The following is a 19,853-nucleotide window of genomic DNA, read 5'->3' on the forward strand; positions in this document are numbered from 1 at the left end:
TTTTGCATGGATGGGGGGCATCCACGCCGGATTCTCATCAGTTGTGCCGCACAGGACATGTGCGTTATCAACTACATCCTAGGGATATGCTTGTTATAGCAAGCGTTATGGCCAATACTGCTGCTTATGCCACGCTCATCCTCCGCTCCGCTGCCGCCGGAACTCGAAATGCGGCTCGCATCGCTCGGCGCCCGCATCCGGGATGCCCGGCTGCGCCGCAAATTCCGTCAGATCGACCTCGCGGCGCGCACCCAGCTGTCGCGGTCCACCATCGAGGCCATCGAACGCGGCAACCCCGACACGACGATTGGCGCGTATGCGCGGGCACTGTGGGTAATGGGACTCGACGGAGAGATCGACCTGCTGGCGGACAGCGTTGTGGACCGGGAAGGTGCCACGCTCGAATACCGCCCGGGCGAACGTCGGGTGCGCCTGAGACGGGAGCTCGACAATGACTTCTGACATCTGGGTCTGGAGCTGGCTTCCAGGGGATACCTCACCCACACTGTCTGGCCGCTTCCGCCACACCAGGCTGCCCGGGGGCGGTGCCACGCCGCGCTATCTGGGCGAGTTTGTCTATGGCAAGTCCTACCTGAACAACCCCGACGCGCTCGCGCTCGATCCCATCCAGCTTCGCCTTGCAGACCGCCAGTACGAAACCAGCGCGCTGGAAGGGTTCTTCGGCCCGCTGCGCGACGCAATGCCCGACGACTGAGCCCGCGCGTGCCGTGCTGCACGGTCTCTCCGGCCGTCGCCCGGTTGATCCACTGCTGCAGGGCCTGCTGCGTCCGAATACAAACCTCGGTGGCGCCCGTCCCAAGATCACCATTGCCGACGCCGGCCGGCAATGGATCGCCAAATTCCCGGCCCAGGCAGATCGTGGCGCGCCCATCGCCCGCATCGAACGCGCCATGCTGGTCCTGGCCAGCCGGTGCGGGATTCGTTCGGCCAATGCCGAAGTCATGGCCGGTGACGTGTTGCTGGTCGAGCGATTCGATCGCGCACGCAGCGCCGACGGCACCGGTTGGCGGCGGGACGCATTTCTGAGCGCCCAGACCGTGTTCCACGCCAACGTCGCGGTGCAGGCGTTCAGCTTCTCGGGCAGCTACACGCGCCTGGCGCGTGAGGCAACCCGGATCTGCGAAGACCCGTCCGCCGATCAACTGGAGCTGTTTCGACGGATGGTGTTCAACTGCTGCATCTCGAACACGGACGACCACGAACGCAACCATGGTTTCCTCGCTGCCGACACACCAGGCCTTTACGCGCTGTCCCCGGCCTACGACATGGTGCCGAGACAACATGCCACGCACCGGAAAGAGCATGCGCTCGCGATCGGCCAGCATGGCTTCGTGGGCACGCGCGAGAACATCGTTAGCGATTGCGCGGTGTTCGGGCTGAGCCATGCACAGGCGCGGCAGATCGTGGCCGACATCGAGTCCACGGTGCAGTCGCAGTGGAAACAGGTGCTGCGCGACGAAGGGCTGTCCGAACGGGATCTCGACGAATGGGCCGGCTGCTTCGCCCCCCTGCCAGACGCCCTCTAACGCCCACTACCCCTACTCCGGCTGCTGCGGCGTGGCGTCGATGATGTCCTCGAGCTGGGCGCTCATCGGGATGCCCAGGCGCTCGCCGGTGGGTAGCCGGTTCAGGAACCACTGCTTGTAGAGGCGGCCCAGCTCGCCCGACGTAATCAGGTCGCGCACGGCCTTGTCGACCACGGCGGCGAACTGCGGGTCGCCCCGGCGCAGCATGATGCCGTAGGGGTCGTAGGACAGGAATTCGCTGGTCACGATGAACTGCTTGCCGGCGTTGTAGTGGGCCAGGAAGCCGTACAGCAGCACATCGTCGCCGGCGTAGGCGTCGGCGCCGCCGTGGCGCATCACCTCGAAGGCATCGGCGTGGTCGCGGGCGCGGATCAGCTTGATGCCCAGGTTAAAGCGCGTGGACAGATCCTCGATGGCGCTGGCGTTGGTGGTGCCGGCCGTGGCCACCACGGTCTTGCCCTTGAGGTCGCGGAACGTCTTCACCGGGGAATTGCGCGGCACCATCAGCTTGGTGCCAGCCACGAAGATGACCGGCGAGAACGCCACCGTGCGCATGCGTTCGGCATTGCGCGTGGTCGATCCGCACTCCAGGTCGGCCTTGCCCGACGTGATGGCATCGAAGCGATTTTCGGACGTCACCGGCACCCATTGCACGGTCAGGTTGCGGCTGATCTCGGCGGCGGCGGCCTCGACAATGGCCTGGCAGATATCGATCGAATAGCCGATCGGCCGCTTTGCCTGATTCAGATACGAGAACGGCAGCGACGATTCCCGGTAGCCGATGGTCAGCACGCCGGTGTCCCTGGCCTTCTTCAGCGTGCCGGACAGCGCCACGGCATCCTGCGCGTGGGCGGCCATCGCGCCGCAGCCCAGCAGCACCAGGGCGGCGAGGCTGCTTACCGCCACCTTCCAGACAGGGGCGCGCATGGTGTCAGGCCTCCGCCGTGCCGGGCGTGCGGGGCTCCTCTCCCGGTATGTCCTTTTCGGTCTCGGGCACCGGCCCGCTGGCCAGTTGCCCTTCCCACTTGGCCACCACGGCCGCCGCAATCGAATTGCCCACGGCGTTGGTGGCCGAGCGGCCCATGTCCAGGAACTGGTCCACGCCCATGATCAGCAGCAGCCCGGCCTCGGGGATGCCGAACTGGTTCAGCGTCGCCGCGATCACCACCAGGGACGCGCGCGGCACGCCGGCCATGCCCTTCGAGGTCAGCATCAGCAACAGCAGCATGGTGATCTGCGTGCCCATCGGCAGGTGGATGTCATAGGCCTGGGCAATGAACAGCACCGCGAACGTGCAGTACATCATCGAGCCGTCCAGATTGAACGAATAGCCCAGCGGCAGCACAAAACTGGAGATTTTGCGATTCACGCCGAACCGGTCGAGCGAGTCGAGCAGCTTCGGATAGGCGGCCTCGGAACTGGCCGTCGAGAACGACAGCAGGAACGGCTCGCGGATCAGCCGCACCAGTTCGAATACGCGCCTGCCCAGGAACACAAAGCCGGCCAGCGTCAGCAGCCCCCAGAGCACGAACAGCGCCAGGTAGAAGCTGCCCATGAACTTGGCAAACGTGATCAGGATGCCAAGCCCCTGCGTGGTGACCGTTGATGCGATCGCCGCGAACACCGCGACCGGGGCCAGCCACATCACCGCGCCGGTGATCTTCAGCATGATCTGCGCCAGATCCTCGATCACGGCGGCCATGCGCGCACCGCGCTCGCCCAGCGTGGCAATCGCCGTGCCGAAGAAGATCGAAAACACCACGATCTGCAGGATCTCGTTGTTGGCCATGGCCTCGGCCACCGATTTGGGCACCAGGTGGGCCACGAAATCCTTGAGCGTGAACGCGTTGGTTTTCAGGTTGGTGGCGGCACCCACGTCCGGCAGCGGCAGGCCGATGTTCACGCCCGGATGCAGCAGCGTGGCCATGATCAGGCCCAGCGTCAGCGATACCAGCGACGCGGTGATGAACCACCCCAGCGCCTTGACCCCGACGCGCCCCACGGTGCTGGCATCGCCCATGTGCGCGATACCGATCACCAGCGTGGAAAAGACCAGTGGCGCGATGATCATCTTGATCAGCCGCAGGAAGACGTCGGTGATGATCGAGATATACCCGGCGATATCCTTGGCCACCTTCGGATCGGGGAACGCCGTGTTGCAGGCATAGCCAACCACTGCGCCCAGGATCATCGCAATCAGGATCCAGGTCGTGATATTTGACTTCTTGCTCATGACGTCTCCTTGGGGGCGGCCGTATGGAAGTCCTGCGCCGAGGTCTGCACCTGTAACGATAGGTCGCGGGTGTGCCATGGGCAAATCCAGAAACAGCCCATGCCGCCGCCTGCCTGCGCATCGCATTTCCTTTGATTGCACCAACACAGGGCGATGTTTATAATTCGCCACACTCGCCACCGGCCCGATGCGGCCGGAGCGTCATACCCAAAAGCGCGCGCTGCGCCGCCCGACCTGAGCCATCGGGCCGCGCTGACCGTGCCCCCGGGCCTCACCGGCCCACCGACCGCCCGGCCCCCATCCGCCCAGCGGCGGCAGATATTGCGATACCACCCAACCCCCGCCGAGTCTCGGCGCGCCGCCGCATGGCCGGGCGCGATGCACGGTGTTAGCAGTCGTTCGTCATCTATGGCGCATTTCTTCCTCCGCCGCCCCGCGTTCGCGTGGGTGCTGGCCATCCTGACCATGGTCGCGGGCCTGGTCGCGCTGAACCGCATCCCGGTGGCGCAATACCCGGCGGTGGCCCCGCCCATGGTGATCCTGTACGCCGACTACCCCGGTGCCACCGCGCGCACCGTGGAAGACCGCGTGACGGCCGTGCTGGAGCAGCAGATGCACGGCATTCCGGGGCTGCTCTACATCGACTCGAACAGCGAGGCCGGCACGGCCACGGTCACCATCGGGTTCAAACAGGGCACCGATCCGCAACTGGCGCAGGTCAACGTGCGCAACCGGGTGGCGCAGGCCGAGCCGCTGCTGCCCGAGGTGGTGCGCCGCAGCGGCGTCTACGTCGACCAGGCCAGCGCCAGCCCGTTCATGTACGTGTCGCTGATCTCGAAGACCGGCACGATGTCGGAAACCGCGCTGGCCGACTATGCGGCGGGCACGGTGCTGCCCATGCTGCGTCGCCTGCCCGGCATCGGCAAGGTGGAACCGTACAGCGCCGAATACGCGCTGCGTGTCTGGTTCAATCCCGACCAGCTGCACGCCTACGGCTTGACCACGGCCGATGTCGAGACCGCCATCCGCGCCCGTAACGGCAGCGTCACGCCCGGCCAGCTTGGCGGCGCGCCCGCCGCGCCCGGGCAACCGTTCCAGGCCATCGTGCGCCCCCCCGCGCCGCTGGCCAACGCGGAATCGTTCGAACGCATCGTGCTGCGGCCAGCCAGGGACGGCTCGGCGGTGCTGCTGCGCGACGTGGCGCGCGTGGAAATGGCCGCCGCCGACTTCCGCTACACCTCGTCGCTCAATGGCCGCGAGGCCGCATCGATGGGCCTCAAACTGGCCGACGGCGCCAACGTGCTGGCCACCTCGCGCACCGTGCGCGCGGCGCTGGACGAGGCCGCGCGGGGCTTTCCGGCCGGCGTGGCGTACGACATCTCCTATGACACCGCCCACTTCGTGCAGAACTCGATCACGCGCGTGCTGGTGACGCTGGGCGAGGCCACGGTGCTGGTGTTCCTGATCCTGTGGCTGTTCCTGGGCAACCTGCGCGCCACGCTGATCCCGTGCGTCGTGGTGCCGGTGTCGCTGCTGGGCACGGTGGCCTGCCTGCAGGCGTTCGGGCTGTCGCTGAACGTGATCACGCTGTTTGGCGTGGTGCTGGCCATCGGCATCCTGGTGGATGACGCCATCGTGGTCGTGGAAAACGTCGAGCGCATCATGCGCGAGGACGGCGTGGATGCCTTCACGGCCGCGTCGCGCTCGATGCGCGAGGTCTCGGGCGCGCTGCTGGCCGTCACGCTGGTGCTGTGCGCCGTGTTCGTGCCGATGACGTTCATGGACAGCGCCGTGGGCGTGATCTATCGCCATTTCGCCATGACGCTGGCCATCTCGATCGCGTTCTCGCTGTTCTTTGCGCTGACGCTGGCGCCCGCCATGTGCGCCACGCTGCTGCGCCACGGCGCCGCCCCCGCGCGCGGCCCGCTGGCCTGGTTCGAGGCCCGCTTCGCCGCCTTCACCACGCGCTATGCCGGCTGGATCCACCGGCTGCAGCAACGGCGCCTGCGCTGGCTGGCGGTCTACCTGGCCATGACGGCGGCCTGCGCGCTGCTGCTCTGGCAGCTGCCGGGCGGCTTCCTGCCCGAGGAAGACACCGGCGAGCTGGTGATCGACGTGGAACTGCCGCCGGGCAGCACCCAGGCCCAGACGCGCGAGACCATCGCGCGGCTGGAACAGTGGATGACACAGCAGAAATTCCCGATCAAGACCACGTTCTCGCTGCTGGGCTGGAACAACGGCGGCTCCGGCGAACAGCGCGCGAGCGTGTTCCTGTCGCTCGACGACTGGCAGCAGCGTGGCCGCGCCAATGCGGCCGACGTGGTGCTGGCGCGCCTGAGCAAGGGCCTGGAAGCATGGCCCGGCCGGGGCGAAGCCCAGCTCTATCCGTACAACGGCACCGCCCTGCCCGAACTGGGCAGCACCAGCGGCCTCGACATGCGCCTGGTGACGCGCCGCGAAGGCGGCCGGCAGGACCTTTACGCCGCCCGCGACAAGCTGATCGCGCGCGCCAAGACCGATCCGCTGTTTGCCGAGGTGCGCGCCACCGCCGGCCAGCCCACGCCGGCGCTGGACCTGGCCATCGACTATCGCAAGGCCGAGAGCTTCGGCGTGGACGCCGAGGCGATCCACCACGCGCTGTCGGCCACGATCGGCTCGCGCTATATCGACGAACTGGCCCGCGAGGGCCGCGTACGCCGGGTGATCCTGCAGGCCGATGCGCCATTCCGCATGCAGGCGTCCCACCTGGCGCGCGTGCACGTGCGCAACGCCAGCGGCCAGATGGTGTCGCTGGGCGCCTTCGCCACGCTGGAATGGGGCAACAGCGAATCGACGCTGGAACGCTACAACGGCCTGACATCGGTGCGGATCAACGCCGATACGGCACCCGGCGTCAGCACCGGCGCGGCGATGGCCAGACTCGAAACCATGGTCCGGGAACTGGGCGCCGACTACGAGGTACGCTGGAACGGCCGCGCGTTCGAGCAGCAGCAAAGCGGCACGCAGGCGCCGTGGCTGTTCGCGCTGTCGCTGCTGTTCATCTTCCTGTGCCTGGTGGCGCTCTATGAAAGCTGGACGCTGCCGCTGGCCGTGCTGGCCATCGTGCCCACCGGCCTGATGGGCGCGGCCGCCGCCGTCTGGCTGCGCGGGCTGCCCAACGACGTCTACTTCAAGGTGGGCGTGGTCGTCATCATGGGGCTGGCGGCCAAGAACGCGATCCTGGTGGTGGAGTACGCCGAGCAGTTGCGGCGCGGCGGCATGGAGCGCGTGCAGGCCGCGACCCAGGCGGCCCGTCAGCGGCTGCGGCCCGTGGTCATGACGTCGCTGGCGTTTATCCTGGGCGTGGTGCCGCTGGCCATCAGCACCGGGCCTGGCGCCGGCGCGCAGCGCGCGGTCGGCACCGGCGTGCTGGGCGGCATGCTGGGCGCCACGCTGCTGGGCACGCTGGTGATTCCGCTGCTCTATGCGTGGATTGCGCGATGGTCGGCGGCCAGAAAGGCGACGGCCGCGCCGACGTCGGACACCGCCGGCGCCTGACGCCCCGCGGGCTGGCCAGCGTTTCGGCGGCCCCGTTCAGCTCCCCGCGGCGAAGATGCCCATGCGCTGCTGGATATAGGCCAGCACCTCCAGCGCCGCCGCCGGCAACGGGCGCCCGGCCTTGACCAGCAACCGGGCCTGCGTGCCCCGGAACAGCGGATGGTCGATCGGCACGGTGGCCAGGCTGCCGGCGGCCACCTCGCGGTAGGCGGCGAACTGGCCGATCAGCGTCACGAAATCGTCGCAGGCCACGAACTGCTTGAGCGCCGACAGCGAATTGGTGACCAGCGTGGGCCGGATGCGGATGTTCTCGGCGAATTCCAGCATCCTGGCCGCGTGCCCGATGCCGTAGGACTCGGGCATCAGCGCCAGCGGATAGTCCATCACGTCGTGGATGGTAACCGGCCCGCCCCGCAGTGCCAGCGGGTGGTCGTGACGCGTCAGCAGCACGATGGGCTGCGCCGAGCTGGCCCGGTATTCGATGCGCGGGTGCAGCGGCGGGTTGTAGGCCAGGCCGATATGGGCGCGGCTTTCGGCCACCTCGTTGAGCACGTCGTCCACGGGCAGGATCTCCATGCGGATATCGACCATCGGGTACTGCGCGCAGAACGGCGCCACCACCTCGTTGACCAGCGCATCGACATAGCCCTCGCTCAGCACGATCTGCACCATGCCCTGCTGCAGCCCCATCAGCGCATGGAGCTGGTCCTCAAGCTTTTCCTGGTGCGAGCGGTAGCCGCGCCAGAACTCCAGCAGATGCGCGGCCGCCTCGGTGGGCCGCACGCCGCGCGCCTGCCGCTCGAATAGCGTGGTGCCCAGTTCCTCTTCCAGCAGCCGGATCTGGCGCGTGATGACCGACGGCGACGTATTGAGGCTCTCGGCCGCGCCCCGGATCGTGCCGTGCGCCAGCACTTCCCGGAAATAACGCAGCCGCTGCTGATTGATTTCGCGCATCGCTTGCCTTTTGTTATCCAAACGCCACTTTCAGTGCGCGAAGCGCCCCTGCGTTGCCTTCAGAAGAACGAAGTGTGAACTTTGTTGCTGTTGGTGTCAGTCTACGCGGCTGCCACTATCGAAGCCAATCCCACAACCATCACAACGCTCTGGAGACTGGCAAATGTTAGTGATGTCGAACCCCGCCGCCGTAGACGGCACCGCCGCGCTGTACCAGAAGATCAACCTGCGGCTGCTGCCGTTCCTGCTGGTCTGCTACCTGTTTGCGTATCTGGACCGCGTCAACGTCGGCTTTGCCAAGCTCCAGATGCAGGGCGACCTGGGCTTTTCCGATGCCGCCTACGGCGTGGGCGCCGGCATCTTCTTCATCGGCTACGTGCTGTTCGAGATCCCGAGCAACCTGATGCTGCCGCGCATCGGCGCGCGCAAGACGTTCAGCCGCATCCTGGTGCTCTGGGGCATCACGTCGGCCTGCCTGCTATTCGTGCGCGACGTGCCCACGTTCTACGCCATGCGCTTCCTGCTTGGCGTGTTCGAAGCGGGCTTCGCGCCGGGCATGATCTATTACCTGTCGTGCTGGTACGGCCCGCAGCGCATGGCACGCGCCATCGCCATCGTGTTCCTGGCCGGTCCGATCGGCGGCATCGTCGGCGGTCCGCTGTCGGCATGGCTGATGACCGCGCTGGCTGGCCATGCCGGGCTGGCCGGCTGGCAATGGATGTTCCTGGTCGAGGGCCTGCCCTGCCTGGTGCTGGGCGTGCTGGCCTGGAAGCTGGTGCCCGATCGGCCCGCCGACGCGAACTGGCTCACCGCCGACGAAAAGCGCCTGCTCGAACAGGAACTGGCCGTGCCCGCCGCGCACAAGCACGCGTTTGGCGCCGTGGCGCGCGACCCCCGGGTCTATGTGCTGGCGTTCGCGTACTTCTGCGTGATCGCCGCCATCTATGCGCTGAGCTTCTGGCTGCCGACGCTGATCAAGGCACAGGGCGTCAACGACACCGTGCGGCTGGGCTGGTACACGGCCCTGCCCTATGTGGGCGGTGCCATCGGCATGCTCTACATGGGGCGCCGCTCGGACCGCAAGCGCGAGCGCCGCTACCACGCCGCCGTGCCGGCGCTGGCCGGCGCCGCGCTGCTGGCCGGCTCGACCCTGGCCGACGGCAACCTGGCGGCCACCATCGCACTGCTGACGCTGGGCACCACCACGCTGTGGATGACCTACACGGTGTTCTGGGCCATGCCGTCCGAATACATCAAGGGGCCGGCGGCGGCCGGCGGCATCGCGCTGATCAACACCATCGGGCTGTCCGGCGGCTTCTGGGGCCCCGCCATCATCGGCTGGGCCAAGTCGGCCAGCGGCAGCCTGCATCCGGGCGTGCTGATCATCGCCGCCATGCCGCTCGCCGCGGCGCTGATCATCCTGGCCAACCGGCTGCCCGCACGGCACTGAGCCCCATCCAATCCGAACCCATCCCCGCCACACCCCACGTACGACAAGGAGTCAATCATGCTGCTGTACCTGTCCACCTGGTCTGAAATCGAGCAATACCTGAAGCGCAGCCGGACCATCGTCATCCCGATCGGCTCCAACGAGCAGCACGGACCCACCGGCCTGCTGGGCACCGACTGGATGTGCCCGGAGATCATCTGCCGCGCGGCCGAGCAGCAGGCCGATATCCTGGTGGCGCCCACCTTCAACATCGGCATGGCCCAGCATCATCTGGGCTTTGCCGGCACCATCTCGCTGCGCCCGACGACGTTCATTGCGGCCATCGTGGACTGGACCCGCTCGCTGGCCCGCCACGGCTTCGAGAAAATCCTGTTCCTGAACGGCCATGGCGGCAATATCGCGTCGGTGGAAGCCGCGTTTTCCGAGATCTATGCCGAGTCCAGCTTCGCCGGGCGCCGTGCCGGCTTTGCGATGAAGCTCACCAACTGGTGGGACCTGGAAGGCGTGAACGAACTGGCCAGGCAGATGTTCCCGACCGGCCACGGCGCGCACGCGACGCCGTCGGAGATCGCCGTCACGCAGTACGCGTACGCGCATGCGATCAAGCACGCCGACTACTCGCCGCGCATCGCGCCGTCCGGGCCGATCCGCGAGGCGCTGGACTTCCGCGCCCGCTTCCCTGACGGCCGCATGGGTTCGGACCCGAACCAGGCCACGCCGGAAAAAGGCCGCGCCCTGGTGGCGCTGGCCGCCAGCAGCCTGGTCAAGGAGCTGGCGGCGTTCGGGGACGAAGCCGTGCCGGGTTGATGGGATCACCGGCGGCGTTGGAAGCCGACAGCCCGATCATCGATACTGCCGGCGTCCGCCCGGCGCCATGGCCTGGAACACGCCGTCGCGCAGCACCAGCGCATGCAGCAGCGCGGCGGCCAGGTGCAGCAGCACCACCGCGAACAGCGTCAGCCCCAGCCACGTGTGCAAGGTCCGCAGCCACGCGAACAGCGTCACGTTGGCCGGCAGGATCGGCGGCAGGTGGAAGCCGCCGGCCATCGTCACCGGATAGCCGCCGGCCGACAGCATGGCCCAGCCGATCAGCGGCATGGCCAGCATCAGCGCGTAGAGCACGTAGTGCGATGCCTTGGCGATGACGCGCTGCGCGGCGGGAATGCTGTCCGGCAGCGGCGGCGCGCCACGCCGCAGGCGCACCGCCAGGCGGACGATCACCAGCAGCAGCAAGGCGATGCCCAGCGGCCGGTGCAGCGCCACCAGCGTGTCGTGCGCGCGCGAAACGGTAAAGACCATCCCGACCCCGACAAACAGCATCGACAGGATCAGCACGGCCATCAGCCAGTGCAACAGCTTCTGCAAGCCGCTGAATTGTGTATGCGTAGCCTTCATGCCTGGTTCCTTTTATCGGGATGCCTGCTGTCCGTGCGCGTCGAGGGCTTCCTCGCGGGTGCGGCGCTGGTAGGACACCGCATAGGCCGCCGAGCGCGCCGCCAGCAGCGGGTCGTTCGACGCGGCGATGCCCGACGGCAGCACGGTGGGATCGAAATTGACGTCGCGGCAAACGCCGCCATCGGCCTGCGAACTGGCGCGCTCGATCACGAGCGTGCCGGCGTCCACCTGCCGGCGGTCATCGGGCCAGGCCTGTGTGGCGTCGTCGGTCGGGTCGCCGGGCGCGCCCAGCGTCAGCATCAGGCGCCAGCGCAGCGGGCCGGCGGCCAGTTTCTGCGTGAGGTCGGCGGCCAGGAACGATGCCTCGCCCTTCGCGGCGTCGGCGACCGGTGCATAAGGCAGCTCGGGCTGCACCGACCAGCGCACGGCCTGCCGCTTGCCGGCCGCATCGACCAGATAGAACGCGTTGACGCTGTAGTAGGCGCCATTGGCGAAGCTCGACGACGGCGGATGGCGCTTGACCCAGCCCTGGAACGCGCCCAGTGCCGGATTGGCTTCGGCAAAGGCCTTGATGCGGGCGGGATCGGGCTTGTGCGTGGCCGGATCGGGCTGGCTGGCCTGCAGCAGCCCATAGAACTGCTCCGGCGTATGCACCGGGAACAGCGGCACCGAATTCATGCCGGTACGCCACTGCTGGCCGTCCGCCTGCTTGAACATCAGCGCGAAGCTGCGGATCGGCACGCTGCCGTCGGGCGCCTGCGGATTGCCGCCCGGAATGGCCAGGCGCCCGACCACGGGCGTGCGGCCCTGGGCAAACACGCCGGCCTTAGACAACTGCGCGGCCGCGCCCGTGCTCTCGAAATAGCCTTCGACGCACACGCCCTTGGCGTGATTGCGCCGAAACCCTTCGTGCACGCCGTCGTTGCGCTGGAACTGGTTGACGATGGCCTGGGAGGACAGCCGGTGCGGCGCGATCCACCCGCCGGTATAGGCGAAGCCGCCGGCCAGGACGAGCACCACGGCGCCGATGGCGCCGAGGCGGCAAGGCACGCAGATGCGCGTGCGCGATGGTGATGGGGGGGTGTTGTCGGTCAATGCGTACTCCCGATGTGTGAGAACTCATCCGGTATACGCGCAACACCAGGCGGCTATTCCCCCCGCCCGAAAAAAAATCGCCCGGCAGCCTGACAAAGCCGGGCGAATCCGAAACCGCTTACGGTTTCTCGCGGGTAATCGACAGGGCGCTGAACGACTGTGTCACCGGCATCACTTCGAGGTAGTTGATATTGACGCGCGCCGGCAGCGTGGCGGCCCAGAACACGGTCTCGGCGATATCCTCGGGGGTCAGCGCGTCGGCGCCTTCGTAGACCTTGTCCACGCGCGACTGGTCGCCGCTGAAGCGCACATTCGAGAATTCCGTGCCGCCGACCAGCCCCGGGGCCACATCGGTCACACGCACGCGGGTGCCGGTCAGGTCGGCACGCAGGTTCAGCGAGAACTGGTGCACGAAGGCCTTGGTGGCGCCGTAGACATTGCCGCCCGGGTACGAATAGGCACCGGCCACCGAGCCGATATTGATCACGTGGCCACGGTTGCGCTCGACCATGCCCGGCAGCACCGCGCGGGTCATGGTCACCAGGCCCGTGACGTTGGTGTCGATCATCGTTTCCCACTGGTCCAGGTCGGCCCGGTGCGCGGGCTCCAGGCCCAGGGCCAGGCCGGCGTTGTTCACCAGCAGGTCGATCTGGGCATAGTCGGCCGGCAGGCCTGCCACGGCGGCGAATACGGCATCACGGTCGCGCACGTCCAGCACCAGCGGCAGCACGTTGTCGCGACCCAGTTCGTCGACAAGGGCCTGCAGCCGGTCTTCACGGCGGCCGGCGGCGACGACGCGATGGCCGGCGTTGACGAAGCGGCGGGCGATGGCGGCGCCGAATCCGGCAGTGGCTCCGGTGACGAATACGATCATGTTGGCTCTCCAGCTTGAATCAGGTTGGGCCCCGGATACTACACCGTTGGCCGCAAACCCGCGTGTCAGCGGATGCAGATCGATATTACGCGGCGCGCGGCAGGATGACCGGGGGGCGGGGCCGACCTTACGCGCGCGACGCGCGGCGGCCCGGCGCCATGACCGGATCGGCCAGACGGGCGAACAACAGCCCCAGCGCCGCCCACAGCACCGCCTGGATGCCGAACGCCGCCACGCGGTACTGCCAGAGCAGCGTGGCCGGGAAATGCGCAGGCACCTCGTCGATGCCCGGCAGCAGCGCATGCGCCAGCGTGGCCAGGACCACGAAGATCGCGCCGGCCGCAACGCTCACCGTCCAGCCGTCGCGATGCGCGCCCAGCCGGCGTGCCGCCACCACCGACACCACCATGGCCGCCAACGACACGCCGATCATCGTGAAGAACAGCGCCGTGCGCAGGCCGATGGTGGACGGATCGCCGATGGCCGGCGGATTCGGCGGGTACTTGAAGAATGGCACCAGCACGATTGCGATATAGCCCAGCAGCGCCAGCAGGCCCGACGTGGCCCGCACGCCCAGGGCGCCCAGACGACCGTGGACAAACGCGAAGACCAGCGCGAACAGGCCGCCCAGCGCGGCGCCGAACACGCCCAGCCCGACAAACAGGCCGATGCCCGACTGCGTGTCGCGGCTGACCAGTTCCGGCATCTCGTGCGCATGGCTGCCCCCCATCGCGTGGGTCGCCTGTTCCTCGAAAGCGATGGCCGCCTCAACCTGCGGCTCACCCACCACGCGCGCGAACGCAAAGGCCAGCAGGCTGGCCAGAAAGCCCGCGACCATGCCGCGGACCAGCAGACGTCTCACCATGAGGGGGCCTTGTCAGTGGCAGGGAAAGCCAAGCAGATGGCGGCCGTCGTGCACGAACTCATGCACGTACATGGTGTTGAAGATGGCGGCGGCGCCCTCTTCCACGCCCACGAAATAGATGGCCAGGAGCAGCAGCATGCCGCCGAAGATGGCCCAGGGCAGCAGTTCGCGAACAGGGATCGTGACCGGCGCGATGGTCGGCGCGAGGGTCGGCGCGATGGCCGGCGCAAGAGTGGCGCTTGCGTGCATGAGGATTCTCCTTGAGGATGACGCGTCCCGAGACGGATGGTTGTGCCCGAGGAGAAGGTCTGACTTGCCGGCACCCCCGCGATCAAACGCGGCAGCCCGGGATACAGTGGCGCGACCGTGCCGGCATCTCACCGGCTTCCTCTCTTCGGAATCCGTGCATTCTAGTCGAGGGGCTGCCGATCCACCTAATCACCGTCGCCCTTGCGCATCAGCCGTCAGCCATCCGCATCAGCCAGTCCTTTGCCAGCCAACATGACCCGCCGCCTCACCCTGCTCTGCGTACCCGCCACGGCCGCCCTGCGCGCCGGACGCTTTCCGGCCGACGACGCGCTGGAGGAAGGCGCCGCCGTGCCGATCGCCCGCTGGGCAGGCAAGCTGGGGGCGCCTGACCACGTGCTGTGCAGCCCGATGGCCTGTGCCCGCGACACGGTGCGGGCCCTGGGCCTGGCCGTGACGGCGGAAGACGCGCTGCGGGAAGTGGACTACGGCCGCTGGCGCGGCCAGCCGCTCAAGGCTATCGGCGCCGCCGAGCCCGAGGCGCTGGCGGCGTGGCTATCCGATCCGGACATGCACGCGCACGGTGGCGAATCGCTGGCCGGTGTCTACGAACGTGCCGGCCTGTGGCTGTCGCGCCGCGCCCCTGGCCATACGCTGGCCGTGACCCACGCCAGCGTGATCCGGGCCGTCGTCGCGCAGGCACTGGGCGCGCCGGCGCGGGCCGCCATGCAGATCGATATCGCGCCGCTGACGCTCACGACGCTGTCAGGCCATGGCGTGGCGTGGCGCCTGACGTCGGTCGCCGTGCCGGTCGTGGCCCAGCCCGACGTGCCGCGTTACTGAGTCGGCGGACAGTTCGCCGCCCCGCCCTGGTCGGTATTGCGGAAGGTCACCACCAGCCGGCTGTCCTTGGCCATCATCAGCGTGTTGCCGTAGGTCACGGTCGGCATGAACGCGATATCGGGCGCCACGGCCACCGGCGGTTGCCGCTCGGCATCGACGGTCAGCACCAGTTCGACGGTATAGCTATCGATCGCGGCGCCCTGTGGCGATTGCGCGAACTTCTGGCGGAACGCGCACATGTCGCGCGTAATGTTGTCGAGCGCCGCCTGCACGGATACCGACTTGCCGGGTGGAATCGGCGCGGTATTGCACGCCGCCAGCAGCACGGGAGCCAGACACGCCGGAATGGTGAAGCGCAAGGGCCGGATCATCGATATCTCCCGCACGTTGGGCGCCTTTGATGCGATGCACTCTACTGCCCACCCGGGCGGCACTCCATTGGCCTGAAGGCCAACCTTCATTGCGTTTTTATCAAGGGCTATGCAATATCGCGCGATGCATACGACGTCCCCCGCTTCCGAAGGCCGGTTTTGCGCCTATAACATCACTTATCGGTATATCCACCCGGGCCACGTGCCGACGCACGACACCACGGACGCATCCGGCGAAAGCGACGACCGAGAGGAACGACATGACTGCTGACAAGGCCATTCTCGATGCCTTCGCGCCGACCGGCGTGCTGCGCGCATCGATCAATCTGGGCAACCCTGTGCTGGCGCATCGCAAGGATGGCAACAGCGCCGGCGGCGTCTCCGTGGACCTGGCCACGGCGCTGGCCGAACGGCTTGGCGTGAAGCTGGAACTGGTGGTGGTGGAAACGGCCGGCAAGTCCGTGGACGTGGTGTCGAACCAGGAAGCCGACATCGGCTTTTTCGCCATCGACCCCAAGCGCGGCGCGACCATTGCATTCACGGCGCCGTATGTGCTGATCGAAGGCTACTACATGGTGCGCGACGATTCGCCGGTACGCGCCAACGCCGACGTGGACCGTGCCGGTACGCGCGTGGTGGTTGGCAAGGGCAGCGCCTATGACCTTTACCTGACCCGCGAACTGCAACACGCCGAAATCGTGCGCGCCCCGTCGTCGCAGGCCGTCGTCAAGACCTTCCTGGAAGACCGGCTCGATGTGGCCGCCGGCGTGAAGCAGCAGTTGGAGGCCGACACCGCCGGCATGACGGGCCTGCGCCTGCTGGAGGAGCGGTTCATGGTGATCCGCCAGGCGATGGGCGTGCACAAGTCGCGCGGCGAGGCCGCTGCGGCCTATCTGGCGACATTCGTCGAGGAGATGAAGGCGTCTGGCCAGGTGGCCGCCGCCTTGCAGACGCACAACATCCACGGTGCCAACGTGGCCCCGGCGGAAGGCTGAAACCGCCGCCAGGAGCGGGATGCGGAAAGCTGGGCCGTGGCCCTGGCTTTCCGCGCCGGCAGGATTACGAGCCGACCTTCAGCTGGCCGCCGCGACCCAGGCCGCCCTTGACTTCCTGTGCCTTGTAGTTGCGCAGCGACACCACCATGTTGTTGTAGGCGTCCATGAACGCGGCCACGGTGGCCTTGCCTTCCGGCGTGCGCGAGAAACCGCCCAGGCCGCCGGCCGCACCGCCGCCGAACGCGCCCATCGCCGCGCCGAAGTTCGTCGCCGTGGCATTGCCTTCCGAGATCGACAGCTGCACGCCCGAGCGGATATCGAACATGGTCAGCGTCACGACCGAAGCCTTGCTGGCCATGGCGCCGCCCACCAGCGCGCCAACGCCGCCGAACAGGCTGCCCACGCCGGCGGCAAGCTGGCCCGTGGCGTCGTTGTCGATGATGATGGCCGGCTCCATGAAGTAGTCGGCGGCCACGCGCTGACCCTTCTGCTGCTTCGAGCCGGCGCGGAATTCACCCGAGTTGCGCTGCTTGTCGGTGATGTTCGACAGCTTGCTTTCCGTGCGGTTGTTGCCCACCGACGTGATCACGAAGCAGTTCGACTGCTGCACGGCCAGGCGGATCAGCGGCTCGATGGTCGTGATCTTCGTGGCGGCGCCAAAGCTGGCATACCATTCCTTGCCACGGCCATCGTCAACGGCCAGCGTGCCCAGCGGCGTGTCGCAACGCTCCAGCGTCGGGTTGGCGTTCACGCTGGTTGCGCCGCCTGCTGCGCCGGTGGCTGCCGTAGGCGCCGTGCCGGTGCTGATCGAGCCACCACCCATGTTGGCGCAGCCGGCCAGCACCATCGACGCTGCCAGTGCGGCCGCGCGCAGAGAAATTGTCTTGGACATGAAATCGCGTTCCTGTTGACGGAAGTAAAAGGAAAAATCGGGAAGGGAAGAAATGGCGACCGGCGCTTAACGCTGGTACCAGCCGGAGGGGCCCCAGACCCAGTAATACGGATAGCCGCTGTACCACGCGTACCAAGACGTGCGATAGGCTTCGCGCACCCGGTACAGGGCCTGTTCATCCTTCTTGGCGGCCTGGGCCTGCGGAATCAGCGCCGCGGCTTCCTTGTTGCCCTTGGAGGCGGCACGGGTCAGCCACGCCTCGGCTTCGGCCGGGTCGGCGCCCATTTCCTCGAAGCCCATCAGATAGAGGCGGCCCAGCGCCAGTTGCGCCTGCACGTGGCCGTTGTCGCCGGCCTTGCGCATCCATTCCAGCGCCTGGTAGGTGTTGCGCTCGACGCCGTCGCCGCGCAGCAGGCGCAGTCCCAGGTCGTAGGCGGCGTTCGGATTGCCTTCCGCCTTTTCCGCCAGCGCCTGCATGCGCCGGTCCGATTCGGTGGGGCCTGCCGGGGTGAAAGTGGCGACACGGCGGTCCTGCTCGGCGCAGGCGTTGCCGTTGCACAGGCGGACGGTGGGCGACCGCGACAGCTGCGATTCCGGCGTCTGGGCACAGGCGGCCAGGCCGACAATTGCCGTAAATACCAAAGGAGTAAAGAAACGCATGAAACGACCACCCCGAAGATTTGTTTAGTTTTTATTCGTTTTGCTACAACAGCACATTGTAAGCAAACGTTTAGATTGTAACCATAGTACATGTAGCGATTGCAATACTTTGTACCAATCGCGGTCCCGGGGCGGCCGGGGCGTGCCCAATACGCAACAGTAATCATTCGCTTTTGCGTCCACAGGGAACACGTAGCCAGGCCGTCTACCCACCATGCGGGTAACGCTCCGGCGCGCGCGCCCTGCCGGGTCGAGCGGCGCTTACGTATGGTTGCACTGCGACCGCCGCTTCTCGTTTGCACTACGCTGCTGCGCGGCACAACAAAAAGGGCCAGTCAGGTGACCGGCCCACCGTTGCATCCGGGACTTGCCGCGGATCAGCAGTTGCCTTTCTTCGCCTGGCCCGGCGGACAGAATCCGTTGCCGGGGCCCCCTTGCGGACGGGCCGCCGGCCCGCTGTCGGGCACGTAGTAGGCGCAGCCACCGAGTAGTGTGGCGCTGGTGACAAGCATGACGAGGATGGTTTTCATGGTTTGCATGGGCGACTGAGCCTGTCAGTCACCGGGTTTAAAAATTGAAGTTGACGCCGGACTGGCTGCCGTTGAACACGTTGACAGGACTGGTCTGCGTTGCCCCGCCCGAGCTGGTGGCCTGCACCGAGTACTGGCCGGCGGCCGACGACACGGCCGACAGCGCAATCGGCAGCGTCGCGCTGTAGGTGCCGGCGAGCGGCGCCGCCGCCGGCAAGGCCAGCGAGTACGCACCGGTATCGAGGTTGGCGTTGGTCGATGCTATCTCGTAGGACGCCGAGCCAATGGACTGCAGCGCGCGCACGTCGGCCTGCGCCGAAGCCGTGGCCTTGCCGGCCACCGTGTTGGTCGTCGAAGCCGGCAGCGTGATCGGCGACCCGGCCGTGGCGACCGACGTCGTGGCACTGGCCGTCACCGGCACCGCGCCGATAATGCCGGTGGCATGGCCGGACGGCAGCCTGTTGTCGACGATGACCACGTCATAGTTGCCGCCCGTGCTGCTCTGCACCAGCGGCGTCAGCACGAACTTTCCGCTGGCATCGGCCACGGTTCCGCGAACGATCTTGCCGTTCTGCTCCGCGTAGACGGTGGCGCCTGCCTGCCCGGGCGCCACAAAGCCGGTAATCGACCCGCTGACGGTCATCGGCGTGGCCGTGACCACAGGCTTCAGGCTGTATCCGCCATTGCCCTGCTGGACGATCGACTTGCAGGCGTTGAAGTCCAGGATCAGGTCGACCAGCGTGTTGGCCGGCACCGTGAACGGCTGGATGATCTTGTACCCGCTCTGCGTGGCGCTGGGCGTGCCCAGCGGCAGTTCGGCCGTCGTGCCGGACACCACCACCGCATTGGCCAACGCATTGCCCTGGTTCGCGCTCAGCACCAGCCGCACCTGCTGGTACTGCCCGGCGGGCAGCGGCGCCCGCCCAAGGTCGAACAGCACGCCGTTTCTCAGGGACAGCAGATCGACCCGCTGCGGCGTGGCAAGGGCGATATCCGTCCAGCCGCTGTCGTTGTCGCCGGCCGCATTGCTGGCGTTGACCCGCACCTTGCTGACCGTGACAAAGACGTGGTCGAAGCCGCAGGCCGGGGCGTCGGTCATCGCCACATGCAACGTGCCGTTGGTGGACGTCGTGTTGTCGCTGCCGCCGTCGCCGCCGCCGCACGCGGCGACCAGGAACGGCGTCGGCAATATGGCCAGGGTACGGGCCAGGAATTTGGGCAGATCGAGCTGCTGGCTTCTGATTGTCATGACAGGCCTCTCCTCAGGGCGCGGTGGTGCCCAAAGCATAGGATCGCCGCACCCCGGGCGCGGGCCTGCTTTTGCAACGATTCGTAACGAAAATGAAACAGATTGGCCTCGCCCGCA

At 67.3% G+C, this 19,853-nt stretch carries 21 protein-coding genes; 8 read left to right on the plus strand and 13 right to left on the minus strand.

Features of this window, described 5'->3' with window-relative positions; genetic code table 11:
• The first annotated feature begins 168 nt into the window (after positions 1 to 168).
• Genes AC24R4_RS26630 through AC24R4_RS26640 form a run of 3 tightly spaced genes read left to right on the plus strand, consistent with a single transcriptional unit; the run spans position 169 to position 1,547 of the window.
• On the plus strand, positions 169 to 462 hold the full coding sequence (locus AC24R4_RS26630) for a helix-turn-helix domain-containing protein (RefSeq protein ID WP_487523877.1): 294 nt from the start codon (positions 169 to 171) through the stop codon (positions 460 to 462).
• Positions 452 to 715 carry a hypothetical protein gene (locus tag AC24R4_RS26635; protein WP_487523878.1) on the plus strand — a complete coding sequence of 88 codons (264 nt, stop codon included), beginning with the start codon at positions 452 to 454 and terminating at the stop codon, positions 713 to 715. Before AC24R4_RS26630 ends, AC24R4_RS26635 begins: the two co-directional genes overlap by 11 nt.
• The gene (locus tag AC24R4_RS26640; RefSeq protein WP_487523879.1) at positions 639 to 1,547 is read left to right on the plus strand and encodes a type II toxin-antitoxin system HipA family toxin; all 909 of its coding nucleotides are present in this window, start codon (positions 639 to 641) and stop codon (positions 1,545 to 1,547) included. Before AC24R4_RS26635 ends, AC24R4_RS26640 begins: the two co-directional genes overlap by 77 nt.
• A gap of 12 nt (positions 1,548 to 1,559) precedes the next feature.
• On the opposite strand, the gene AC24R4_RS26645 is transcribed toward AC24R4_RS26640, so the two are convergent.
• Complete coding sequence (locus AC24R4_RS26645) at positions 1,560 to 2,474, minus strand: amino acid ABC transporter substrate-binding protein (RefSeq protein WP_400393920.1); 915 nt, start codon at positions 2,472 to 2,474, stop codon at positions 1,560 to 1,562.
• Positions 2,475 to 2,478: 4 nt separating this feature from the next.
• Positions 2,479 to 3,780 (minus strand): dicarboxylate/amino acid:cation symporter, encoded by a 1,302-nt coding sequence (locus AC24R4_RS26650; RefSeq protein WP_400393922.1) that lies wholly within the window; start codon positions 3,778 to 3,780, stop codon positions 2,479 to 2,481.
• 408 nt (positions 3,781 to 4,188) lie between these two features.
• Between AC24R4_RS26650 and AC24R4_RS26655 the strand changes: the two genes are divergently transcribed.
• A complete protein-coding gene (locus tag AC24R4_RS26655) occupies positions 4,189 to 7,317 on the plus strand; it encodes an efflux RND transporter permease subunit (protein WP_400393924.1) in 3,129 nt (1,042 codons plus the stop codon).
• 36 nt (positions 7,318 to 7,353) lie between these two features.
• Here AC24R4_RS26655 and AC24R4_RS26660 read toward each other — a convergent pair whose 3' ends face one another.
• Complete coding sequence (locus tag AC24R4_RS26660; protein ID WP_400393926.1) at positions 7,354 to 8,271, minus strand: LysR family transcriptional regulator; 918 nt, start codon at positions 8,269 to 8,271, stop codon at positions 7,354 to 7,356.
• A 163-nt stretch (positions 8,272 to 8,434) separates the two neighbouring features.
• Between AC24R4_RS26660 and AC24R4_RS26665 the strand changes: the two genes are divergently transcribed.
• Positions 8,435 to 9,721: an MFS transporter gene (locus AC24R4_RS26665; protein WP_400393927.1), complete on the plus strand. Its 1,287-nt coding sequence runs from the start codon at positions 8,435 to 8,437 to the stop codon at positions 9,719 to 9,721.
• A 57-nt stretch (positions 9,722 to 9,778) separates the two neighbouring features.
• Complete coding sequence (locus AC24R4_RS26670; protein WP_153948321.1) at positions 9,779 to 10,528, plus strand: creatininase family protein; 750 nt, start codon at positions 9,779 to 9,781, stop codon at positions 10,526 to 10,528.
• Positions 10,529 to 10,564: 36 nt separating this feature from the next.
• Here the strand turns inward: AC24R4_RS26670 and AC24R4_RS26675 are convergent, their stop codons facing one another.
• The 5 genes from AC24R4_RS26675 to AC24R4_RS26695 all read right to left on the minus strand — a co-directional run bounded on the left by AC24R4_RS26675 (position 10,565) and on the right by AC24R4_RS26695 (position 14,199).
• On the minus strand, positions 10,565 to 11,116 hold the full coding sequence (locus tag AC24R4_RS26675; protein WP_400397078.1) for a cytochrome b: 552 nt from the start codon (positions 11,114 to 11,116) through the stop codon (positions 10,565 to 10,567).
• A 12-nt stretch (positions 11,117 to 11,128) separates the two neighbouring features.
• Positions 11,129 to 12,211 (minus strand): catalase family peroxidase, encoded by a 1,083-nt coding sequence (locus AC24R4_RS26680; protein ID WP_400397075.1) that lies wholly within the window; start codon positions 12,209 to 12,211, stop codon positions 11,129 to 11,131.
• A 118-nt stretch (positions 12,212 to 12,329) separates the two neighbouring features.
• Positions 12,330 to 13,085, minus strand: coding sequence for a bifunctional NADP-dependent 3-hydroxy acid dehydrogenase/3-hydroxypropionate dehydrogenase YdfG (gene ydfG, locus AC24R4_RS26685; RefSeq protein WP_153948318.1), 756 nt, complete (start codon positions 13,083 to 13,085; stop codon positions 12,330 to 12,332).
• A 127-nt stretch (positions 13,086 to 13,212) separates the two neighbouring features.
• Positions 13,213 to 13,950, minus strand: a complete 738-nt coding sequence (locus AC24R4_RS26690; protein WP_400396504.1) for a CbtA family protein — start codon at positions 13,948 to 13,950, stop codon at positions 13,213 to 13,215.
• A 12-nt stretch (positions 13,951 to 13,962) separates the two neighbouring features.
• Positions 13,963 to 14,199, minus strand: coding sequence for a CbtB domain-containing protein (locus AC24R4_RS26695; RefSeq protein WP_400396507.1), 237 nt, complete (start codon positions 14,197 to 14,199; stop codon positions 13,963 to 13,965).
• A gap of 252 nt (positions 14,200 to 14,451) precedes the next feature.
• Here AC24R4_RS26695 and AC24R4_RS26700 point away from each other — a divergent pair, with 252 nt between their 5' ends.
• On the plus strand, positions 14,452 to 15,039 hold the full coding sequence (locus tag AC24R4_RS26700) for a histidine phosphatase family protein (RefSeq protein ID WP_487523880.1): 588 nt from the start codon (positions 14,452 to 14,454) through the stop codon (positions 15,037 to 15,039).
• Here AC24R4_RS26700 and AC24R4_RS26705 read toward each other — a convergent pair.
• A complete protein-coding gene (locus tag AC24R4_RS26705; RefSeq protein WP_487523881.1) occupies positions 15,033 to 15,410 on the minus strand; it encodes a hypothetical protein in 378 nt (125 codons plus the stop codon). The genes AC24R4_RS26700 and AC24R4_RS26705 overlap by 7 nt on opposite strands.
• A gap of 260 nt (positions 15,411 to 15,670) precedes the next feature.
• On the opposite strand from AC24R4_RS26705, the gene AC24R4_RS26710 reads away from it, so the two are divergent.
• The gene (locus AC24R4_RS26710; RefSeq protein WP_487523882.1) at positions 15,671 to 16,405 is read left to right on the plus strand and encodes an ABC transporter substrate-binding protein; all 735 of its coding nucleotides are present in this window, start codon (positions 15,671 to 15,673) and stop codon (positions 16,403 to 16,405) included.
• Between the two features lie 64 nt (positions 16,406 to 16,469).
• Here the strand turns inward: AC24R4_RS26710 and AC24R4_RS26715 are convergent, their stop codons facing one another.
• The 4 genes from AC24R4_RS26715 to AC24R4_RS26730 all read right to left on the minus strand — a co-directional run bounded on the left by AC24R4_RS26715 (position 16,470) and on the right by AC24R4_RS26730 (position 19,736).
• Positions 16,470 to 17,297 (minus strand): CsgG/HfaB family protein, encoded by an 828-nt coding sequence (locus AC24R4_RS26715; protein ID WP_487523883.1) that lies wholly within the window; start codon positions 17,295 to 17,297, stop codon positions 16,470 to 16,472.
• 66 nt (positions 17,298 to 17,363) lie between these two features.
• Complete coding sequence (locus AC24R4_RS26720; RefSeq protein ID WP_487523884.1) at positions 17,364 to 17,957, minus strand: tetratricopeptide repeat protein; 594 nt, start codon at positions 17,955 to 17,957, stop codon at positions 17,364 to 17,366.
• 377 nt (positions 17,958 to 18,334) lie between these two features.
• A complete protein-coding gene (locus tag AC24R4_RS26725; protein ID WP_487523995.1) occupies positions 18,335 to 18,496 on the minus strand; it encodes a hypothetical protein in 162 nt (53 codons plus the stop codon).
• 28 nt (positions 18,497 to 18,524) lie between these two features.
• Entirely contained in the window at positions 18,525 to 19,736 is a 1,212-nt protein-coding gene (locus tag AC24R4_RS26730; protein WP_487523885.1) for a DUF4382 domain-containing protein, read from the minus strand.
• Between the last annotated feature and the right edge of the window lie 117 nt (positions 19,737 to 19,853).

It is taken from the genome of Cupriavidus sp. CER-90, from assembly GCF_057652055.1.